The following is a 19,145-nucleotide window of genomic DNA, read 5'->3' as shown; positions in this document are numbered from 1 at the left end:
ATCGTGGCGCAGTTTACTGGGTTTCCAGCGACAACCGTTAACCCCCTGTCAGGGCGGGGCCGTAACCGTCGATAAACTCGGCGGGCATGCGCTTGGGCTTGCCGCTGGACAATTCAATGCACACGAAGGTGGTTTGCGCACGCAGCAGGGTCGCACCATCACGGGGGCGTACCAGCTGGAAACGACGGGTCATTTTCAGGCGTTGGTCCCAATCGACGATCCAGGTGGCCAGTTGTAATTCGTCGCCCTCATAGCCTGCCGCCAGGTAGTCGATCTCATGGCGCACCACAGCCATGGCGCGATCCAGGCGGCGATACTCGGTGAGGTCCAGCCCCAGGCGCTGGGAATGGCGCCAGGCGCAACGCTCCAGCCACGAGACATACACCGCATTATTGGCGTGCCCCAGGCCGTCGATGTCCTCAGCCGCAACCTGCAGATCGATGATGAACGGCGTTGCCAAATCCCAGCCCATGCCTTGCTCCAGTCGATTGATGTCGGCGGGGCAGTGTATCAGGCGCTCTGGCGCTCCTGTAGACGGCAGCCGGCCAATAGGGCGAGTACAGCGTCGATCACCTGCGGGTCGGCGAGCACTTTCTGGTGGCCGCCCTGCTCCAGGCGCAGCAGGCGGCTGTCGAACCAGGCTTCGTGAATGGCTTGAGCCGCCCTGACCGGAACGAAGGTGTCGTCTTCGGCGTGGACGATCAGGCCGGGAATGTTCATTTGGTAGTGGGCCACGTCCAGGTGCTTGAGCGGCATGCCCATGCTCAACTCCACTTCCTGGATAAAGGCTGAGCGCGCCCGTGGCGGCAAGCCGACCATGCGGGTGAACCCACGCAACACATCCAGAAAGCGCGACGGCGCGGCAATGCTGACCAATGCCTGTGTACGCAACCCCAACTGCACCGCCAGCATCGCACTGGCGCCGCCCATGGAATGGCCGACCACCGCATACAGCGGCGGCAGCTCGGCCGCCGCCTCAAGCATGGCGCGGGCAAACAGCAGCACATGGGCTTCACGCCCTGGTGAACGGCCGTGGGCGGGACCGTCCAAGGCAATCACTGAATAGCCGTTGTCGACCAATGCCGTAATCAAGCTGGCGAATTGAGTGGGCCGGCCTTCCCAGCCATGCATCAGCAGCACCGCCGGGCCTTGCCCCCATCGCAACGCCGACAGGCCGAAACGCAGGGTAATGCGCTCCGATTGCGCCAACAACGGCAGCTCCCAGTCACGCGGCGGCAGATCGCGCGGGGTCATGAAGGTGCGACGCATCTTGCTGGCGACCGCATGCGGCGCAAGGCGCCCCACCGTGCCATTGAAACCACGAACCCAGGTCAATGCGCCCATCTTGCGTCCCCTTTTTCAGCGTACCGCCGACTTGGCCGCACGTATCACGCGATCCGATAACTCGCCCGGCCCCAGCGCCCGCGCCAGGGTCAGCCCACCCACCATCAAGGCCATGTCCGCCAGGGCCTTGTCGATCTCTTCGGGGCTGCCGGCCAATTGCGCGGCCATCAACTCGACGTGTTCGTTCAAGACCTCGCGAAAAGCGTCCGGCAAGCGCCCCATCTCCCCCACTGTCGCGGGCAACGGGCAGGCCTGGGTCGTGGAGTCGCGGTGCTTGCGTGACAGATAAAATGCGGCGACCAAGGTGCGGCGCTCTTCGCCGGTCAGTTGCTCGTCCAAGTCATCGATGGAGGCGCGGCGCTGCGCCAGTAGCTGGTTGAACGCTTCCAACATCAAGGCGTCTTTGCTTTCAAAGTGCGCGTAGAAGCCTCCGACCGTCAGCCCCGCCGCCCCCATCACTTCGCCCACACTAGGCTCAGCCGGGCCACGCTGGATCAACGCCGCGCTGGCAGCCTGCAAAATACGTTCGCGGGTTTGCGCTTTTTTATCGCTCATCGAAGCCTCCGTCTCTCATGGGTTGAATATTATTACCATAATAATATTTGGCAAGCGACAAGCACGACCGCCCGTCAGAACAGAAAAATGAGTAATAAGGAGGGAATTGGCCAAACGCCAGACAAACAAAAGGGCCATTCAATAATTGAATGACCCTTAAAAATCCCGCAGAGCGGGTAATCGTGGCGTCCCCTAGGGGACTCGAACCCCTGTTACCGCCGTGAAAGGGCGGTGTCCTAGGCCACTAGACGAAGGGGACACAAACCTTCTATACAACTGATCAGCGCTGAGAACTGATCGATTCAAGGACGGTGTGGCCGGAACCTTGAACCTGTAAAATTGGTGGAGCTAAACGGGATCGAACCGTTGACCTCTTGCATGCCATGCAAGCGCTCTCCCAGCTGAGCTATAGCCCCGGATTTTTCGTCTCGCGACGCAGCAGACCTTTCGAGCTGCTTGTTGAAACTGGCGTCCCCTAGGGGACTCGAACCCCTGTTACCGCCGTGAAAGGGCGGTGTCCTAGGCCACTAGACGAAGGGGACAAAACCTTCTGCACATCTGATCAGAGCTGAGACCTGATCAATTCAAGGACGGTGTGGCCGGAACCTTGAACCTGTAAATTGGTGGAGCTAAACGGGATCGAACCGTTGACCTCTTGCATGCCATGCAAGCGCTCTCCCAGCTGAGCTATAGCCCCTCATCGGTGAGGACGGGGCGAATCTTAATGGCGGTTTGGAAACGTGTCAAATTTATTTTCAACAATTTCCAAAATTTTTTGCCGGGATAACAATCACTTACCGACGAAACCCCGGAAAACCGGGGTTTCGTGCCGCAAGCGGCCTGCTTAAGCGATAGCGCCCAGCAGCTTTTCCCATTCCTTGTTTTCTTTCTTCGACACACCACCAAGCAAATCAAGGGCTTGGCGCAGGCGGAAACGGGTCAGGTCCGGGCCGAGGATTTCCATCGCATCGAGCACCGACACCGAACTGGCCTGCCCGGTGATTGCGGCAAACATCAGCGGCATGGCATCGCGCAGTTTCAGCTCAAGGGATTCCACTACCGCCTGGATGGTCGCCGTGATTGCATCCTTCTCCCACTGACGCAGGCTTTCAAGCTTCCACAGGATCAACTGCATCAGCTGGCGAACCTGGTCACCGGAAAGCTTCTTGGACTCGAACAGCTTGGGATCGGGATTCACGCCACCAGCAAAGAAGAAACTGGCCAAGGGGGCGACCTGGCTGAAGGTCTCTACCCTGCCCTGCACCAGCGGCGCGATCTTCATCATGTACTCGGGGTTCAACGCCCACTGCTGCACGCGGCTGGCGAACTCTTGCACCGGCAGGTCACGCAGCCACTGGCCGTTGAGCCACGACAGTTTCTCGATATCGAAGATCGGCCCGCCGAGGGAGACGCGGGACAGGTCGAAGTTGTCGACCATTTCCTGCAGCGAGAACTTCTCGCGCTCGTCCGGCATCGACCAGCCCATGCGGCCCAGGTAGTTGAGCATCGCCTCGGGCATAAAGCCCATGCGCTCGTAGAACGTCACCGACGTAGGGTTCTTGCGCTTGGACAGCTTGCTCTTGTCCGGGTTACGCAGCAGCGGCATGTAGCACAGCTGCGGTTGCTCCCAGCCAAAGTATTCGTACAGCAGAATGAGTTTCGGTGCCGATGGCAGCCACTCTTCGCCGCGCAGCACGTGGGTGATGCCCATCAGGTGGTCATCGACCACGTTGGCCAGGAAGTACGTCGGCAAGCCGTCGGTCTTCATCAGCACCTGCATGTCCATGCGGTCCCACGGGATCTCGACGTCACCGCGCAGCATGTCCGGTACCACGCACACGCCTTCGCTTGGCACCTTCATACGGATGACGTGAGGCTCACCGGCCGCCAGGCGCGCAGCCACTTCTTCCTTGGACAACAGCAACGCACGGCCATCGTAGCGCGGGGTTTCGCCACGGGCCTGTTGCTCGGCGCGCATCTGGTCCAGCTCTTCGGCGGTGCAGAAGCACGGGAAGGCATGGCCCATATCGACCAGTTGCTGGGTGTACTGCTTGTAGATGTCGCTGCGCTCGCTCTGGCGATACGGGCCGTGAGGGCCGCCCACGTCCGGGCCTTCAGCCCAGGTAATGCCCAACCAGCGCAGGGCATCGAAAATCTGCTGTTCGGACTCACGGGTGGAGCGCAGTTGATCGGTGTCTTCGATCCGCAGGATGAACTCACCGCCATGCTGCTTGGCAAAGCAGTAGTTGAACAGGGCGATGTAAGCAGTACCGACGTGGGGATCCCCAGTGGGCGATGGCGCAATGCGCGTGCGGACGGTGGTCATGGCAGGTCTCGAATGGGCGATATAACTGAAAATTCAAACAAGGGGCGAATGGTAACAGCCTGGGGGATATCTGGAAAACCGAGGCGCGGCCATCGCAGGCAAGCCAGCTCCCACATTTTGAACGCATTCACAGATCAATGTGGGAGCCGGTTGCCCGCGATGAGCATAGGTATCTACACAACTTTGGGGATGACGCCGAACCTGTGGCGAGGGAGCTTGCTCCCGTCGCGGCCTGACAGCCGACGCTTATCTACCTGACGCGCCGCAGTCCAAATGTGGGAGCTGGCTTGCCTGCGAAGACGGCCTGACAGTCAACACCGTTGGACCGGGTGCATATCCATTCCTGCGGTAACGGCCACTTAGGGTTCCGCCCTGACGGCGGCTCACTTTCGAAAAGCGCGAAAGTAAGCAAAGCGCTCTTGCCCCACCACTCGGCACCTCGCTTAGGCTCGGTGTACCCGTAATCCGCCAGTGATTTGGGGGGCCGCCGCCACGCGCCATCCATGGCGCGGGGCGGCTAAACCGGCATCCCTGCCGGTTTACCCTCCAAATCCCTGTCGAATTCCGGCCAGCGTGGTTTGACGGGGCGCCTAAGATCAAAAGCAGATCAAGATCAAGAGCGGCTCGCTTCGCATCGTGGTTACCGTTGAGCGTTACAGTCTTGTGTAGATACCTATGCCGCGATGAGGCCAGCCCAATCAACGCAAATCAAACAGCCAACAGCCGCTCACGCAACTTGCCAATCTCATCGCGCGTCTGCGCCGCTGCCTCAAACTCCAGATCCCGCGCCAACTGGTACATCTTCTCTTCCAGTTGTCGAATCCGCTTGGTGATCTCACTCGGTGAGCGCAGTTCGTTCTCGTACTTGGCGCTCTCCTCGGCGGCCTTGGCCATGCCCTTGCGCTTCTTGCTGCGCGAGCCGGGCACGGTGGCGCCTTCCATGATGTCGGCAACGTCCTTGAACACACCTTTGGGGGTAATGCCGTGTTCGAGGTTGAACGCGATCTGCTTGTCGCGACGGCGCTGAGTCTCGCCAATCGCCCGCTCCATGGAGCCGGTGATGCGGTCGGCATAGAGAATCGCACGGCCATTGAGGTTACGCGCCGCTCGGCCGATAGTCTGGATCAACGAGCGTTCGGAGCGCAGGAAGCCCTCCTTGTCCGCATCCAGGATCGCCACCAGCGACACTTCCGGCATGTCCAGGCCTTCGCGCAGCAGGTTGATCCCCACCAGCACATCGAAGGTGCCCAGGCGCAGGTCGCGGATGATCTCCACGCGTTCCACGGTGTCGATGTCCGAGTGCAGGTAACGCACGCGCACGCCGTGGTCGGCCAGGTAGTCGGTCAAGTCTTCGGACATGCGCTTGGTCAGGGTGGTGACCAGCACCCGCTCTTCCAGGGCCACGCGTTTGTTGATCTCCGAGAGCAAGTCATCGACCTGGGTCAGCGCCGGGCGGATTTCGATTTCCGGGTCCACCAGGCCTGTGGGTCGCACTAGTTGCTCGATAACGCGGCCCGCGTGCTCGGCTTCATAGTTGCCGGGCGTGGCGGAGACGAAGATCGTCTGCGGGCTGATGGCTTCCCACTCGTCAAAGCGCATCGGCCGATTGTCCAGCGCCGACGGCAGGCGGAAACCGTACTCCACCAGGGTTTCCTTACGTGAGCGGTCGCCCTTATACATGGCGCCCACCTGCGGCACGCTGACGTGGGATTCGTCGATCACCAGCAAGGCGTCCGGTGGCAGGTAGTCATAGAGCGTCGGTGGCGGCGCCCCGGAGTCGCGGCCCGACAGGTAGCGCGAGTAGTTTTCGATGCCGTTGCAGTAGCCCAGCTCCAGGATCATCTCCAGGTCGAAGCGGGTGCGCTGCTCCAGGCGCTGGGCTTCCACCAGCTTATTGTTGGAGCGCAGGTATTCCAGGCGCTCGGCCAGCTCGACCTTGATGCCCTCGATGGCGCCCATCAGGGTTTCGCGCGGGGTCACGTAGTGGCTTTTGGGGTAGAAGGTGAAGCGTGGCAGCTTGCGGATCACTTCACCGGTCAACGGGTCGAAGGCTGACAGGCTTTCGACTTCATCATCGAACAGTTCGATGCGGATGGCTTCCAGGTCGGATTCGGCCGGGTAGATGTCGATCACATCGCCGCGCACCCGGAAGGTGGCGCGGGCAAAATCCATGTCGTTACGGGTGTACTGCAGGCTCGCCAGGCGGCGCAACAGTTCGCGCTGGTCGAGTTTGTCGCCCCGGTCAACGTGCAGCACCATCTTCAGATAGGTTTCCGGGCTGCCCAAGCCGTAGATGCACGACACCGTGGTGACGATGATCGCGTCCTTGCGCTCAAGCAACGCCTTGGTGGCCGAGAGGCGCATCTGCTCGATGTGGTCGTTGATCGATGCATCCTTCTCGATAAAGGTATCGGAGGACGGCACATAGGCTTCGGGCTGGTAGTAGTCGTAGTAGGAAACGAAATACTCCACCGCGTTGTTCGGGAAGAACGCCTTGAACTCGCCATAGAGCTGCGCCGCCAGGGTTTTGTTCGGCGCCAGCACCAGGGTTGGGCGGTTGGTCTGGGCGATCACATTGGCGATGCTGAAGGTCTTGCCGGAACCGGTCACCCCAAGCAGCGTCTGGTGCGCGAGGCCGGCTTCGATGCCTTCGACCATCTGACGAATGGCTTCCGGTTGATCGCCGGCGGGTTCAAAACGGGTAACGAGCTGGAAATCCGACATAACGTACCTCGTGAAGTCACCCCAGACTCGACACCGCCAGGGACGAAATAGCTCAGCAACCCGCGAATAATCATCGCAGGTTGCAGGAAAAAACCATGATAGCTGTAGAAGTGGTGTCGAATGTGACGGGTTTCAAGGCCGTCGTCCTACACGACCTTTCTCCTCAATGTTGCAATAAGACTAACGGTCAGCAAATAAACCGAAAAACATGGCCGAAAAGCCGTTTCCGTTGTCGCTCTCAGCCGTGATGGCCTCTATACTAGCTCCCCGTTTGTGCACCGCTCTAGTGCATTCGGCTGGAGCGCGACACGTCCCTCCTACCCCCCATAGAGCTGCCGCAAAAATGAGCCTGTTCTCCGCTGTCGAAATGGCACCACGCGATCCAATCCTGGGCCTCAACGAAGCATTCAACGCCGATACACGAACCACCAAGGTGAACCTTGGCGTGGGCGTTTACTGCAACGAGGAGGGGAAGATTCCACTCTTGCGTGCCGTTGCCGAAGCGGAAGCCATTCGTGTGGCGCAACACGCCGCCCGTGGCTACTTGCCGATCGACGGCATCGTGGCGTACGACCAGGCCGTGCAAAAACTGCTGTTTGGCGCTGAGTCGCCGCTGTTGAGCGAAGGCCGTGTGATTACCGCCCAGGCCGTGGGCGGCACGGGCGCGCTGAAAATCGGCGCCGACTTCCTCAAGCAACTGCTGCCCAACGCCGTCGTCGCCATCAGCGACCCGAGCTGGGAAAACCACCAGGCGCTGTTTGAAAAAGCCGGTTTCCCGGTGCAGACCTACCGCTACTACGACGCCGCCACCCACGACGTAAACCGTGCCGGCCTGCTCGAAGACCTAAACGCCCTGCCGCCGCAGTCCATCGTGGTGCTGCACGCCTGCTGCCATAACCCGACCGGCGTCGACCTCAGCCCGGCCGACTGGCAAAACGTGCTGGACGTGGTCAAGGCCAAGAACCTGGTGCCATTCCTCGACATGGCCTACCAGGGCTTCGGCGACGGCATCCACGAAGACGCCGCCGCGGTGCGCCTGTTCGCGGAATCGGGCCTGACCTTCTTTGTGTCCAGCTCGTTCTCCAAGTCGTTCTCCCTGTACGGCGAACGTGTTGGCGCGCTGTCGATCGTCAGCGAGTCCAAGGAAGAAAGCGCGCGCATCCTGTCCCAGGTCAAGCGTGTGATCCGCACCAACTACTCCAACCCGCCCACCCACGGCGCAGCCATCGTTGCCGCCGTGTTGAACAACCCTGAGCTGCGCGCCCAGTGGGAAGCCGAGCTCGCCGAGATGCGCCTGCGCATCCGCGGTATGCGCGAGCAGATGGTCGCCGAACTGGCCAAGGCTGCTCCAGGCCATGACTTCAGCTTTGTCGGCCGTCAGCGCGGGATGTTCTCCTACTCCGGTTTGAGCGTTGAGCAAGTCACCCGCCTGCGTACCGAGTTCGGCATCTATGCGCTGGATACGGGTCGCATCTGTGTAGCGGCGCTGAATCAGTCGAACATTGGTGCGGTGACCAAGGCGATTGTCCAGGTGCTGTAAGCCGGCAAGCGTTATACGAAGGGGGAAGCCATGGGCTTCCCCCTTTTTATTGGCGAACACACTAGACTGAACACCGACTGCCCCCTTGCTGTGAGAGCTTTATGAGAAACGACGACCTGGACCTGCGCGCCGACCGCGACGAACTGCACGACTACGCCCCACGCGCACCGCAAGCCAAGCGCCAGAAGAGCCTGGTGCTGCAAGTGGCGCTGGGGGTATTTCTGGGTGGGCTGGCCTTGTGGCTGGTGCAGTTGGGTGCAACGGCGATCATGGCCAAGCTGGCCATGGGCACCCTGCAATTTGGTGGCTGATGAAGTTCAAGCCCCCTATAACTGTAGGAGCGAGCTTGCTCGCGAAAAACTCACAGACGCCGCGTTTATTCATGAAGCACGCGTAATCGTTGACGTTTTTCGCGAGCAAGCTCGCTCCTACAGGTATCAGGGCTTGCCCCTTTCACATTGGATTTAGGTTGCCACCAGATCGCGTTCTTCCAGCAGCTTTACGAAACTGTTCAAGCTCTGCGACACCGTGCCCCGGCGCCAGATCAGCCAGGTATTGAGCAGGCGGAAGCTGTCCGTCAACGGCCACACACTCACCGCCGCACACCCCGGCATACTCTCCAGCATGCTGCGTGGCATCAGCGCCAGCCCTGCCCCGGCGCTGACACACGCCAACATGCCGTGGTACGACTCGATCTCGAAGATCCTGCCCGGCACCGCGCCATCCTGTGAGAACCAGCGTTCGAAGTGATGCCGGTACGAGCAGTTGGAGCGAAACGTATAGATGTTCTCGCCATTTACCTCCTGCCCCCGGGTGATCGGCGCGTGATGCAGTGGCGCAATCACCACCATCTCCTCCTCGAACACCGCCACGCCTTCCAGCGTGGAATGCAGCACTGGCCCATCGACAAAGGCCGCCGTTAGCCGGCCCGACAGCACCCCTTCGATCATGGTGCCCGAGGGGCCGGTGCTCAGGTCCAGCTCGACCTTGGTGTATTGCTGGTTATACGCCGCCAGTAACGCCGGGATACGCACCGCCGCCGTGCTCTCCAGCGAGCCCAGGGCAAAGGCGCCCTGGGGCTCCTCCCCCGCCACCGTCGCACGGGCTTCTTGCACCAGATCAAGAATGCGCCGTGTATAGCCGAGGAAATTCCACCCGGCCGGCGACAGGCGCAGGCGGCTTTTCTCGCGGATGAACAACTCCACGCCCAGGTCCTGCTCCAGTTGTTTGATGCGCGTGGTGAGGTTCGATGGCACGCGATGAATCAACTGCGCGGCGGCGCTGATGCTGCCTTGCTCGGCAACGGCCTTGAAGATTTCCAGCTGCACCAGATCCAAATCATTCTCCATTCATGAATGTATTGCTTAATATTATTCAGTTTCCAGAAAACATACAGCCCCGTACGCTGGCCCCATTCCACTCATTCAGCTGGACGGTGCCATGAACAACCCTATTTCCCACCAGACCCACGCCCTGTCGATCAACCCCGCCAGCGGCGAGACAGTCGGCAGCTACCCCTACGAAAGCGCAGAACAACTGGATGCCGCCCTCACCCGCGCGACCCAGGCCTTCCGCACCTGGCGCCGCACTTCGGTAAGCCAGCGCGCCGAATACCTGCTGGCCCTGGCCGCTGCCCTGCGTGAACAGGCTGAAGACATGGCGCAAATGATCACCCTGGAAATGGGCAAACCCATCGCCCAGGCCCGCGCCGAGATCGAAAAATGTGCCCAACTGAGCGAGTGGTACGCCGCCCATGGCCCGGCGATGCTCGCCCCGGAGCCCACCCTGGTGGACAACGGCAGCGCGCAGATCGAATACCGCCCACTGGGCCCGATCCTCGCGGTGATGCCGTGGAATTTCCCGGTGTGGCAAGTGCTGCGCGGCGCGGTGCCGACCCTGCTTGCCGGCAACACCTATGTGCTCAAGCATGCGCCCAACGTGATGGGCAGCGCCTACCTGATCCAGCAGGCGCTGCGCAAAGCTGGTTTTGCTGAAGGCGTATTTGAAGTAATCAACGTCACCCAGGACGGCGTGTCCACCGCCATCGCCGACCCACGCATCGCCGCCGTGACGCTCACCGGCAGCGTGCGCGCCGGTATCGCCATCGGCTCCCAGGCCGGCGCCGCCCTGAAGAAGTGTGTACTGGAACTGGGCGGCTCCGACCCGTTTATCGTGCTCAACGACGCCGACCTCGACGCCGCTGTGCAAGCCGCCGTGATCGGCCGTTTCCAGAACAGCGGCCAAGTCTGCGCCGCCGCCAAGCGCCTGATCATTGAGGCCGGTGTGGTGGACGCCTTCACCGCCAAATTCGTTGAGGCCACCCGCGCCCTGGTGATGGGCGACCCAGTGTCAGCCAACACCTATGTGGGCCCGATGGCTCGCTTCGACCTGCGCGACGAGCTGCATGGCCAGGTACAGGCCACGCTGGAAGAAGGCGCTACCCTGTTGCTGGGCGGCAACAAAGTCGTTGGCGCTGGCAATTACTACGAGCCGACCGTGTTAGCGAACGTCACCGACCAGATGACCTCGTTCAAACAGGAACTGTTCGGCCCTGTGGCGTCGATCATCACCGCCCGCGATGCCGAGCATGCCGTCGCCCTGGCCAACGACAGCGAGTTTGGCCTGACTGCGAGCATCTTCACCAGCGACGCGGCAAAGGCGCGGGGTATCGCCGATCAGTTGGAAACCGGTGGGGTCTTCGTCAATTCGTTCAGCGTGTCAGACCCTCGGGTGGCGTTTGGCGGCGTGAAGAAGAGTGGGTTCGGTCGCGAGTTGTCGCACTTCGGCGTGCGCGAGTTTTGCAATGCGCAGACGGTGTGGCTGGATCGTAAGTAGCTTGCCAAGAGCCACAAATCAGCCTTGGCGCGCTTCAACAATTTATGTGCCGCCGCACGCACTGCACCAACCCGTCCAGTGCCGGGGGATTCACCGGCGCGAGCACACAAACCGTGTGCTCACGCTTGCCCTCCGCGACTGTCAGGGTGTAATGCACCCGGCCTGGGTTGCCAGGCTCGGGATCGGTACTTTGCGGCAACTTGAAAAAATCGGCCGCTTCGATCAGTTGCCGTAACTCCAGCTGGTCGGGTTCGGGCAGCGAGTCCAGTTCCACCGTACGCGGCTTGGCCAGCCCCGGAAAATACGCCGCCCCGCCGCTTTCCTTGATTGAAATTCGCATGGCTGTTCCTCGCCGCCCAGGCGGCTTCGTCAAACGTTTATGCCCACCGCTTTCCAGCCGGCCTTGACCGCCTTCTGTTCATCCTTGTTCACGCCATAAAGCTGGCCGGCAACGTCGTGGGTGATGCGCGCAAAACGCAAAAACCCGGAGTTGGGCCGCAGCCGCGAATCGCGCAGTGCGTCGTACCATATACGCCCGGCACGCTCCCAGGCGAACCCGCCTATATTGATCGCCACCTGATAGAACGCATGGTTGGGAATGCCGGAATTGATATGCACCCCACCATTGTCCTCGTAAGTCTGTACAAAATCATCCATGTGCCCCGGCTGCGGGTCTTTGCCCAGCAGCTTGTCATCAAAGGCGGTGCCTGGCGCTTTCATCGAGCGCAGGGCGGTGCCTTTGATCTTTTTGGTAAACAGCCCCTTGCCGATCAACCAGTCGGCGTCCTCGGCCTTTTGCTTTAACGCGTATTGCTTGATCAACGAGCCGAACACGTCCGATAACGACTCGTTCAGCGCGCCAGACTGGTTGAAGTACATGAGCTTGGCCTCATCCTCGGTCACGCCATGGGCCAACTCATGGCCGATGACATCGAGTGCCACGGTGAAGCGGTTGAATAACTGCTGGTCGCCATCGCCAAACACCATCTGGGTCGAATTCCAGAACGCATTGTTGTAGTCCTGGCCGAAGTGCACGGTCGCGTCCAGGGCCATGCCCGCGTCGTCGATGGAATTGCGGTCGAACACTTGGTCGAAAAAGTCGAAGGTTGCGCCCAGGCCGTCATAGGCTTCATCCACCGCAGCATCGCCACTGGCGGGCTGCCCTTCGCCACGGATCAGCTTGCCGGGCAGGCTGTCGGTGTTGTTGGCGCTGTAGATCGAGCGCTGTTTTTCACTGCCCGCCGCCAATGCCATCCGCGCGGGGCTTTTGGCGGGTTCGGCGACCATGCGCAACGAGCGGAACGTGCTGTCCTTGGCACGCGTGCGTAACGCGACCTCCCGTTGGGCTTTGTCGCCGTGGCGAGCGATCTGATCGAGCATGTACGGCGGAATCAGGCAGAAAATCGGATTGCGCGGTTGGCGAACACACATGAGCTGGCTCCTTTTTGGCGTGTGATGAACGTCCGGGTAACGTTTTTCAGGATAGCCCTGGGATCGCCACCCGGGCCAAATTGTCATGAGTTTGTGTTGCAGTGGTGTTTATCCGAGGCCCATAAGGAACATGCCCATGCCCGCCCGCACAGTCAAAATCGACCTGTCGCACCGCCCCAGGCTCGCCGATCTGCGACCGTTGATCGCGCCCAGCCCCACCCTGCTGGAAGCCAGAGCCGCGACGCCGCGTGTCACAGCGGCCAAGGACCTCAAAAACCGCGTTGGCTACGTCGACGATTTCCTCAGTGACTTCGTGGTGCCATGGCCCACGGTTGGCGAGCCACTGGCGGGCGACGTGCAACCCAAGCGCCTGGACTACACGCATTTCTCCATCACCATGTCGCGCTCTCGACGACTGGCGCTGTACGTGGGGGTAAATATCGACGGCGCCAAGCATGTGGACATTGTGCGCAGCAACGACTCCTGGGCCTACGATGGCCGCCTGCCCACCGACGCGCAGGTCGGTGAAGACCTGTACGCCGGCAACGGCCTGGACCGCGGCCACCTGGTGCGCCGCCAGGACCCCAACTGGGGCGACGAGGCGACCACGGCCAACCTCGACACCTTCCACTTCACCAACTGCTCGCCACAGATGAGCGGCTTCAACCAGAAGACCTGGCTGGAGCTCGAGGACTATATCCTCGACAACACCCAGCGCTGGAAAGCCCGGGCCACGGTGTTCAGCGGCCCGGTGTTCAGCGACAACGACCGCGTGTATCGCGGGGTAAAAATCCCCCAGGCGTTCTGGAAAGTGGTGGCCTACCTCAGCGACGACGGCAAACCGTCCGCCAGCGCTTACATGATTGACCAGCGCCGCGAGCTGGACCAATTGGACCTGGTGTTCGGCCAGCTCAGGACCTACCAACGCAGTGTGATTGCGATCGAACAATTGACCGGCATTCGCTTCGGCCAATTGGCTGACTACGACGGCTTCAGCAACGAAGAGCGCGCTACCGGCACGCGCATCGAAGCCCTGATCCGCGGCCCCCAAGACATTCGGCTCTAACCACTCCCCCTGTAGGAGCGAGCTTGCTCGCGAAGACCGTCAACGATAACGCAGGGGCGCCTGATGGCCCGCGATGTTCTCAAGTTCTTCGCGAGCAAGCTCGCTCCTACAGGGCGTGATCGCTTACCATACCGGCGCCGGTTCCCACGTGGGACTAATAGGGAATTCGAAACGCCGCCCAGGCGTCAATCGAAACTGCCCCCGCAACTGTAGGTGCTGAGCCTGCCCCTGAATGCCACTGGACCTTGTCCGGGAAGGCGGGGGCGTGGCGATGACGCATCAGTCAGGAGACCTGCCGGCCCAGCAACATCACTAACCGGCGGGGTGTCCGGGAAGGACATCCTGGCCCTGCGCACCTGTAGCGTCCCAGGGCGTATTTCCGAGCCGTAACTCCCCAGCTGCACCCCTGGCTCACTCGGAGATCGCCCCATGCTGCCACGTGTTACCGCCCTGCTCGCAGGCTTGAGTGCCTGCGCCCTGGCCCACGCCACGCCAAGCCACTACCCGCTGACCGTGGAAAACTGCGGCAGCAGCCTGACCTTCCAGCAAGCACCCGCTCGCAGCGTGAGCATCGGCCAGGCCGCCACCGAGATGCTTTATGCCTTGGGCGTGGGCGATAAAGTGGTAGGCACCTCGCTGTGGTTCAACAACGTGTTGCCACAGTACAAAGCGCAGAACGACCGCATCGAGCGCCTGGCCAACAACGAGCCAAGCTTTGAAGCGGTGATCGCCAAGCGCCCGCAACTGGTGGCCGCCGAACTGGAATGGGTGGTGGGCCCGCAAGGCGTGGTCGGCACCCGTGAGCAATTCCATGAGCTGAAGATCCCCACCTACGTGCTGCCGTCCGACTGCGAGGCCAAGGACAACCTGGTCGGCGCCGACGGCACGCGGTTGCAACCGTTTCGCATCGAGACGATTTACCAGAGCATCCAGCAGCTTGCGCAGATTTTCGACGTGCAGGCGCGCGGCCAACAGTTGAACGATGAGCTCAAGGCGCGCCTGGCCACATCCATCGCCACCGCCCAGGGCAAAGGTTTGAAGCAGGCCAGCGCACTGGTGTGGTTCTCCAGCGCCGAAATGGCCAGCGACCCTTATGTGGCCGGCCATAAAGGCGTGCCGCAATTCATGCTGCAAACCCTGGGCCTGCACAACGTGGTGCAGTCCGATGAAGAATGGCCCGCCGTCGGCTGGGAAACCATCGCCAAGGCCAACCCCACCTTCCTGGTGATTGCACGCATGGACCGTCGCCGCTACCCCGCCGACGACCACGAGAAAAAACTCGCCTTCCTGCGCAGCGACCCCGTCACCCGCAACATGGACGCGGTGAAACACAACCGCATCATCATCCTCGACGCCCTGGCACTGCAGGCCAGCCTGCGCACGTTCGACGGCCTTGAACAACTCGCTACGGCCATCGACGGCTACGACCTGGGCCAATGATGCGCACCGTCATTGCCCTCGCCCTGCTGTTGCTCGCCCTGCTCGCTGGCGTGGCCATCGGCGAAACCGCCATCAAACCGCAGGTGGTGCTGCAGGTGCTCGCCAATAAGCTCTGGGCCGCGGGCTACGCGCTGGACCCGATCGATGAAGGCGTGGTGTGGAACTACCGCCTGACCCGTACGCTGGTGGCCGCAGCCTGCGGTGCCGGGCTGGCGACCTGCGGGGTGATCTTGCAATCGTTGCTGCGTAACCCGCTGGCAGACCCGTACCTGTTGGGTATCAGCGCCGGCGCCTCCACCGGGGCCGTGCTGGTCGTGCTGATCGGTGTGGGCGGCGGGCTGGTGTCGCTGTCGGCAGGGGCGTTTGTCGGCGCCATGGCCGCGTTTGCGCTGGTGATTCTGCTCGCCCGCGCCAGCGGATCGTCCAGCGGCACCGGGCAGATCATCCTCGCGGGCATCGCCGGTTCGCAATTGTTCAATGCCCTGACCGCGTTCCTCATCACCAAGTCGGCCAGTTCCGAACAAGCCCGCGGCATTATGTTCTGGCTGCTGGGTAACCTCAGCGGCGTGCGCTGGCCGTCGGTGTGGCTGGCGGTGCCGGTGGCGGCGCTAGGGCTGGCGGTGTGCCTGTGGCATCGTCGCGCACTGGATGCGTTTACCTTTGGCAGCGACTCGGCGGCCTCCCTGGGCATTCCGGTGCGCCGCGTGCAATTTGTGCTGGTGGCCTGCGCCGCGTTGGTCACGGCGGTGATGGTGTCTATCGTCGGCTCCATTGGTTTTGTCGGGCTGGTGATTCCCCACGCCGCGCGCCTGTTGCTCGGCACCGGGCATTCGCGGTTACTGCCGGCCAGTGCCTTGGGCGGCGCGCTGTTTCTGATCGCCGCCGATGTGCTCTCACGCACCCTGATCAAGGGCCAAGTGATTCCCGTTGGGGTGGTCACGGCGCTGGTAGGCGCGCCGGTATTTGCGTTGATTTTGATTGGCCGGAGGAACGCCCGATGAGCGTGCTCAGTTGCAGCGGCTTGGGTTTCAAGGTGCGTGAGGCCCAGTTGCTGCACGGTATCGACCTGGACGTGCAGGCGGGCGAAACCCTGGGCATCGTCGGGCCGAACGGCTCGGGCAAGTCCACCCTGCTCAAACTGCTCGCCGGTTTGCGCCCGCCGGCCAGCGGCGAAGTGCGCCTGGGTGGCAAGCGGCTGGGTGAGTTGTCGCGCCGCACCATCGCGCAACAGCTGGCGGTGGTGGAGCAACAGGCCGACACCGATGACGCCATCCGTGTGTTCGACGCCGTGGCCCTGGGTCGCACGCCATGGCTGTCGGCGTTGAGCCCGTGGTCGCGTGAAGACGACGCCATCGTGCACCAGGCGCTGCACGACGTAGACGCTACCCACCTGAGCCAACGCGCCTGGCGCAGCCTCTCTGGCGGCGAACGCCAACGCGTGCACATCGCCCGCGCCCTGGCGCAGCGCCCGCAGATTTTGTTGCTGGATGAGCCGACCAATCACCTGGATATCCAGCATCAACTGGCGATCCTCAAAGGCGTGCAAGGCTTGCCGGTGACCACTTTGATTGCGCTGCACGACCTGAACCAGGCACTGACCTGTGATCGCCTGGCCGTGCTGGATCGTGGGCGTCTGGTGGCGCTGGGTACGCCACTGGAAGTGCTGACGCCACAGCGTTTACAAGAGACATTCGGAGTGCAGGGGCATTACCTGACGGACCCGTTCGACGGCGCAAAAATCCTGCGCCTGCGCTCCAACTGAAACTGAACCTGTAGGAGCGAGCTTGCTCGCGAAAAACCCACAGGCGCCGCGTTCATCCAGGAAATACGCGTTATCGTTGACGTTTTTCGCGAGCAAGCTCGCTCCTACAGAAGTCGGTGCATATGGGTGGTCTGCCAGATCGGGTCTGCCTCGACATCTACCACCTCGAACCCCTGCCGCCGCCAGAAATCAATCGCCCCCGGCAGAAACGGATGGGTGTGCAGGTAAACCACTTTCACACCCGCCTCCCGCGCCAGCGCCTCCAATGAGCGGTATAACCGGCCCGCCAGGCCCAAGCGACGGAACGCCGGGCGCACATACAGGCGCACCACTTCCACTGTCTTGCAGCCCCGGTAGTCCAACTGGGGAAAACGACCGTCATAAGGCCGATAGCCCACCGCAGCCACGATTTGGCCGTCGGCGCGGGCAATCAAAAACTGCCCGCCACCCTGAAGGTAAACGGCTTCGAACTGCGCCAGATCATGGGGCATTCCGGTTGTGCTGAGCGTTGGAAACAGCTCATCGCGAGCCTGCAAAGCGAAGCTCAGCACCTCGGGAATGTCAGCGGCTTTTACCGCCTGAATGCTAACGCCCATTGCCAAGGATTCGACCTGTTATCCACTGGCGGCTGTACGCCAACACCCTGTCGGCCATCGCCACCGGAAAATGAATAAACCCATGAGCCGCCTCCGGCAGCAGGTGCGCCTCAACCCCTGCCCATCTCTCGGCAATCAGCAGGGTGTCATCCTTGAGCGGGTCCAACTCGCCCACAAACATCAACGCAGGCGGCAACCCTTCAAAATCCCCATACAAGGGCGACAACGGCGGCTGCTGGCGCGCTTCGTCGCTGAGCCCCGGGGTCAGCAGGCGCAGCGCGTCGACCATGCCCGGCCCGTCCAGCAACAAGGTGTCCGGCCCGGCCGTGCGCACGCTCGGTGTGCCGGTCAAATCGTAAACGCCGTAGTACAGCACCGCCCCGCTCACCCGTTGCAGCAACTCGGGCCATGGCTTGAGCGCCAACAAGGTGGCCGCCGCCAAGTGCCCACCGGCCGACTCACCGACAAAAATCACCGGCAGGCCGGCAAACTCCGGGCAGTCGGCCAACAGCCAACGCGCCGCCACCAGGCAGTCGTCCAGCAGCCCTTCAATCGGCGTATCGACCGCCAGCCGGTAATCCACCGACACCACCGCGACGTCGCAGGCATTCACCATGCCCAGGTTCAAGTCGTCATCCATTTGCGCATTGCCGATCACCCAGCCACCGCCGTGGATATCCAGCACCACGCCTTTGGGCTTGCCGCTGGGGCGCAGGATGCGCACGGGCACCGTGCCCAGCTTTTTCAGCTCCACCACAGGCGCCTTCTTGAACGTCTGGCTGGCGCGCAGCAGTGCCTGGATCAGGCGCGGCGTGACGCGGTTGCGGATCTTGAACCGCGGCGTCCACGCCAGTTTCTGATTGAAGCGGCGCATCTGCGCCAGTTCGGGCTCGCTGGCGGGCCAGTGCTGGTAGGCCATCAGCGGTTATTACGCAGGATCGAGAAGTTCAACGCCGCGGCCACGCACAGCCACACCAGGTATGGGAACAGGATCAGCCCGGTAATCAGGTCCAGGCGCACAGCCAGCAGCACCATCGCTGCCACGGTCAGCCACAGCAGCACGATAATCACCATCCCTGCGAGCAACCGATGGGCACCGAAGAACACCGGCGTCCACAGCGTGTTCAACGCAATCTGCGCCGCCCACAGGGCCAATACCATTTCGCTGCCGGGGATCAGGGTCAGGCGGTAGCCGGCCCAGGCCAGCAGCAGGTAGATGATCGTCCAGGCCACCGGGAACAGCCAATTGGGCGGGGTGAAGCTGGGCTTGACCAGGGATTCGTACCAGGCGCCCGGTTTGAAGATCACCCCGGTACTGGCGGCAGCGGCGCAGGCAAGCAGGAAGATGAAGAAAGTCATGGTCGGTCCTTGAGGTCGAGTGGGTGGAAAACAACGCTCTGCTTTCAGTGACTCAAATCAGCGCGCATAAATTCAATGTGGGGCGCAAAAATGACATGCGGGCGGCCTCTTCTACGCGTCATAAAAAATGGTTAAGGTTCTGAAACCTATCGATCTGCGCTGGATTG

General features: G+C 61.7%; 18 protein-coding genes, 4 tRNA genes and 1 riboswitch. Of the genes, 7 read left to right on the top strand and 15 right to left on the bottom strand.

The window, feature by feature from the left end; all coding sequences use genetic code 11:
• Window positions 1–37 precede the first annotated feature (37 nt).
• The 9 genes from PSH76_RS08210 to uvrB all read right to left on the bottom strand — a co-directional run bounded on the left by PSH76_RS08210 (window position 38) and on the right by uvrB (window position 6,949).
• Complete coding sequence (locus PSH76_RS08210; protein WP_003192568.1) at window positions 38–472, bottom strand: thioesterase family protein; 435 nt, start codon at window positions 470–472, stop codon at window positions 38–40.
• Between the two features lie 38 nt (window positions 473–510).
• Window positions 511–1,344, bottom strand: coding sequence for an alpha/beta hydrolase (locus tag PSH76_RS08205; RefSeq protein WP_032896134.1), 834 nt, complete (start codon window positions 1,342–1,344; stop codon window positions 511–513).
• 15 nt (window positions 1,345–1,359) lie between these two features.
• Entirely contained in the window at window positions 1,360–1,899 is a 540-nt protein-coding gene (locus PSH76_RS08200; protein WP_003192571.1) for a TetR/AcrR family transcriptional regulator, read from the bottom strand.
• 183 nt (window positions 1,900–2,082) lie between these two features.
• Window positions 2,083–2,158 (bottom strand) — tRNA-Glu (locus PSH76_RS08195).
• Between the two features lie 81 nt (window positions 2,159–2,239).
• Window positions 2,240–2,315 (bottom strand) — tRNA-Ala (locus PSH76_RS08190).
• 50 nt (window positions 2,316–2,365) lie between these two features.
• A tRNA-Glu gene (locus tag PSH76_RS08185) sits at window positions 2,366–2,441 on the bottom strand.
• Between the two features lie 79 nt (window positions 2,442–2,520).
• Window positions 2,521–2,596 (bottom strand) — tRNA-Ala (locus PSH76_RS08180).
• Between the two features lie 147 nt (window positions 2,597–2,743).
• The gene (gltX, locus tag PSH76_RS08175; RefSeq protein WP_032896132.1) at window positions 2,744–4,225 is read right to left on the bottom strand and encodes a glutamate--tRNA ligase; all 1,482 of its coding nucleotides are present in this window, start codon (window positions 4,223–4,225) and stop codon (window positions 2,744–2,746) included.
• A 708-nt stretch (window positions 4,226–4,933) separates the two neighbouring features.
• Entirely contained in the window at window positions 4,934–6,949 is a 2,016-nt protein-coding gene (gene uvrB, locus PSH76_RS08170; RefSeq protein WP_003192575.1) for an excinuclease ABC subunit UvrB, read from the bottom strand.
• Window positions 6,950–7,292: 343 nt separating this feature from the next.
• Between uvrB and PSH76_RS08165 the strand changes: the two genes are divergently transcribed.
• Together PSH76_RS08165 and PSH76_RS08160 are read left to right on the top strand one after the other, a co-directional pair.
• Entirely contained in the window at window positions 7,293–8,489 is a 1,197-nt protein-coding gene (locus PSH76_RS08165) for an amino acid aminotransferase (RefSeq protein ID WP_047711411.1), read from the top strand.
• Window positions 8,490–8,590: 101 nt separating this feature from the next.
• On the top strand, window positions 8,591–8,800 hold the full coding sequence (locus PSH76_RS08160; protein ID WP_005789784.1) for a hypothetical protein: 210 nt from the start codon (window positions 8,591–8,593) through the stop codon (window positions 8,798–8,800).
• Window positions 8,801–8,953: 153 nt separating this feature from the next.
• Here PSH76_RS08160 and PSH76_RS08155 read toward each other — a convergent pair whose 3' ends face one another.
• Complete coding sequence (locus tag PSH76_RS08155) at window positions 8,954–9,826, bottom strand: LysR family transcriptional regulator (protein WP_069558290.1); 873 nt, start codon at window positions 9,824–9,826, stop codon at window positions 8,954–8,956.
• Between the two features lie 103 nt (window positions 9,827–9,929).
• On the opposite strand from PSH76_RS08155, the gene PSH76_RS08150 reads away from it, so the two are divergent.
• Entirely contained in the window at window positions 9,930–11,324 is a 1,395-nt protein-coding gene (locus PSH76_RS08150; protein WP_305493879.1) for an aldehyde dehydrogenase family protein, read from the top strand.
• 34 nt (window positions 11,325–11,358) lie between these two features.
• Here PSH76_RS08150 and PSH76_RS08145 read toward each other — a convergent pair whose 3' ends face one another.
• Both PSH76_RS08145 and PSH76_RS08140 read right to left on the bottom strand, forming a co-directional pair.
• Window positions 11,359–11,664 (bottom strand): protealysin inhibitor emfourin, encoded by a 306-nt coding sequence (locus tag PSH76_RS08145; RefSeq protein WP_078803485.1) that lies wholly within the window; start codon window positions 11,662–11,664, stop codon window positions 11,359–11,361.
• 29 nt (window positions 11,665–11,693) lie between these two features.
• Window positions 11,694–12,755, bottom strand: a complete 1,062-nt coding sequence (locus tag PSH76_RS08140) for a M4 family metallopeptidase (protein ID WP_305493878.1) — start codon at window positions 12,753–12,755, stop codon at window positions 11,694–11,696.
• A gap of 136 nt (window positions 12,756–12,891) precedes the next feature.
• On the opposite strand from PSH76_RS08140, the gene PSH76_RS08135 reads away from it, so the two are divergent.
• The 4 genes from PSH76_RS08135 to PSH76_RS08120 all read left to right on the top strand — a co-directional run bounded on the left by PSH76_RS08135 (window position 12,892) and on the right by PSH76_RS08120 (window position 17,023).
• The gene (locus tag PSH76_RS08135; protein WP_305493877.1) at window positions 12,892–13,821 is read left to right on the top strand and encodes a DNA/RNA non-specific endonuclease; all 930 of its coding nucleotides are present in this window, start codon (window positions 12,892–12,894) and stop codon (window positions 13,819–13,821) included.
• A gap of 121 nt (window positions 13,822–13,942) precedes the next feature.
• Window positions 13,943–14,136: riboswitch (cobalamin riboswitch) on the top strand.
• Between the two features lie 114 nt (window positions 14,137–14,250).
• Entirely contained in the window at window positions 14,251–15,261 is a 1,011-nt protein-coding gene (locus tag PSH76_RS08130; protein WP_305493876.1) for an ABC transporter substrate-binding protein, read from the top strand.
• A complete protein-coding gene (locus PSH76_RS08125; protein ID WP_305493875.1) occupies window positions 15,258–16,262 on the top strand; it encodes an iron ABC transporter permease in 1,005 nt (334 codons plus the stop codon). The genes PSH76_RS08130 and PSH76_RS08125 overlap by 4 nt, the downstream gene beginning before the upstream one ends.
• The gene (locus PSH76_RS08120; protein WP_098950832.1) at window positions 16,259–17,023 is read left to right on the top strand and encodes an ABC transporter ATP-binding protein; all 765 of its coding nucleotides are present in this window, start codon (window positions 16,259–16,261) and stop codon (window positions 17,021–17,023) included. Before PSH76_RS08125 ends, PSH76_RS08120 begins: the two co-directional genes overlap by 4 nt.
• Before the next feature lie 104 nt (window positions 17,024–17,127).
• On the opposite strand, the gene PSH76_RS08115 is transcribed toward PSH76_RS08120, so the two are convergent.
• The 3 genes from PSH76_RS08115 to PSH76_RS08105 are packed head-to-tail and all read right to left on the bottom strand — an operon-like array spanning window position 17,128 to window position 18,978.
• Window positions 17,128–17,619 (bottom strand): GNAT family N-acetyltransferase, encoded by a 492-nt coding sequence (locus PSH76_RS08115; RefSeq protein ID WP_305493874.1) that lies wholly within the window; start codon window positions 17,617–17,619, stop codon window positions 17,128–17,130.
• Complete coding sequence (locus PSH76_RS08110; RefSeq protein ID WP_305493873.1) at window positions 17,609–18,538, bottom strand: alpha/beta hydrolase fold domain-containing protein; 930 nt, start codon at window positions 18,536–18,538, stop codon at window positions 17,609–17,611. Before PSH76_RS08110 ends, PSH76_RS08115 begins: the two co-directional genes overlap by 11 nt.
• Entirely contained in the window at window positions 18,538–18,978 is a 441-nt protein-coding gene (locus PSH76_RS08105) for a TspO/MBR family protein (protein WP_032896119.1), read from the bottom strand. The genes PSH76_RS08110 and PSH76_RS08105 overlap by 1 nt, the downstream gene beginning before the upstream one ends.
• Between the last annotated feature and the right edge of the window lie 167 nt (window positions 18,979–19,145).

The organism is Pseudomonas sp. FP215 (genome assembly GCF_030687795.1).
Lineage (GTDB): Bacteria > Pseudomonadota > Gammaproteobacteria > Pseudomonadales > Pseudomonadaceae > Aquipseudomonas > Aquipseudomonas salmasensis.
This window is presented reverse-complemented; position numbering and strand designations above follow the sequence as displayed.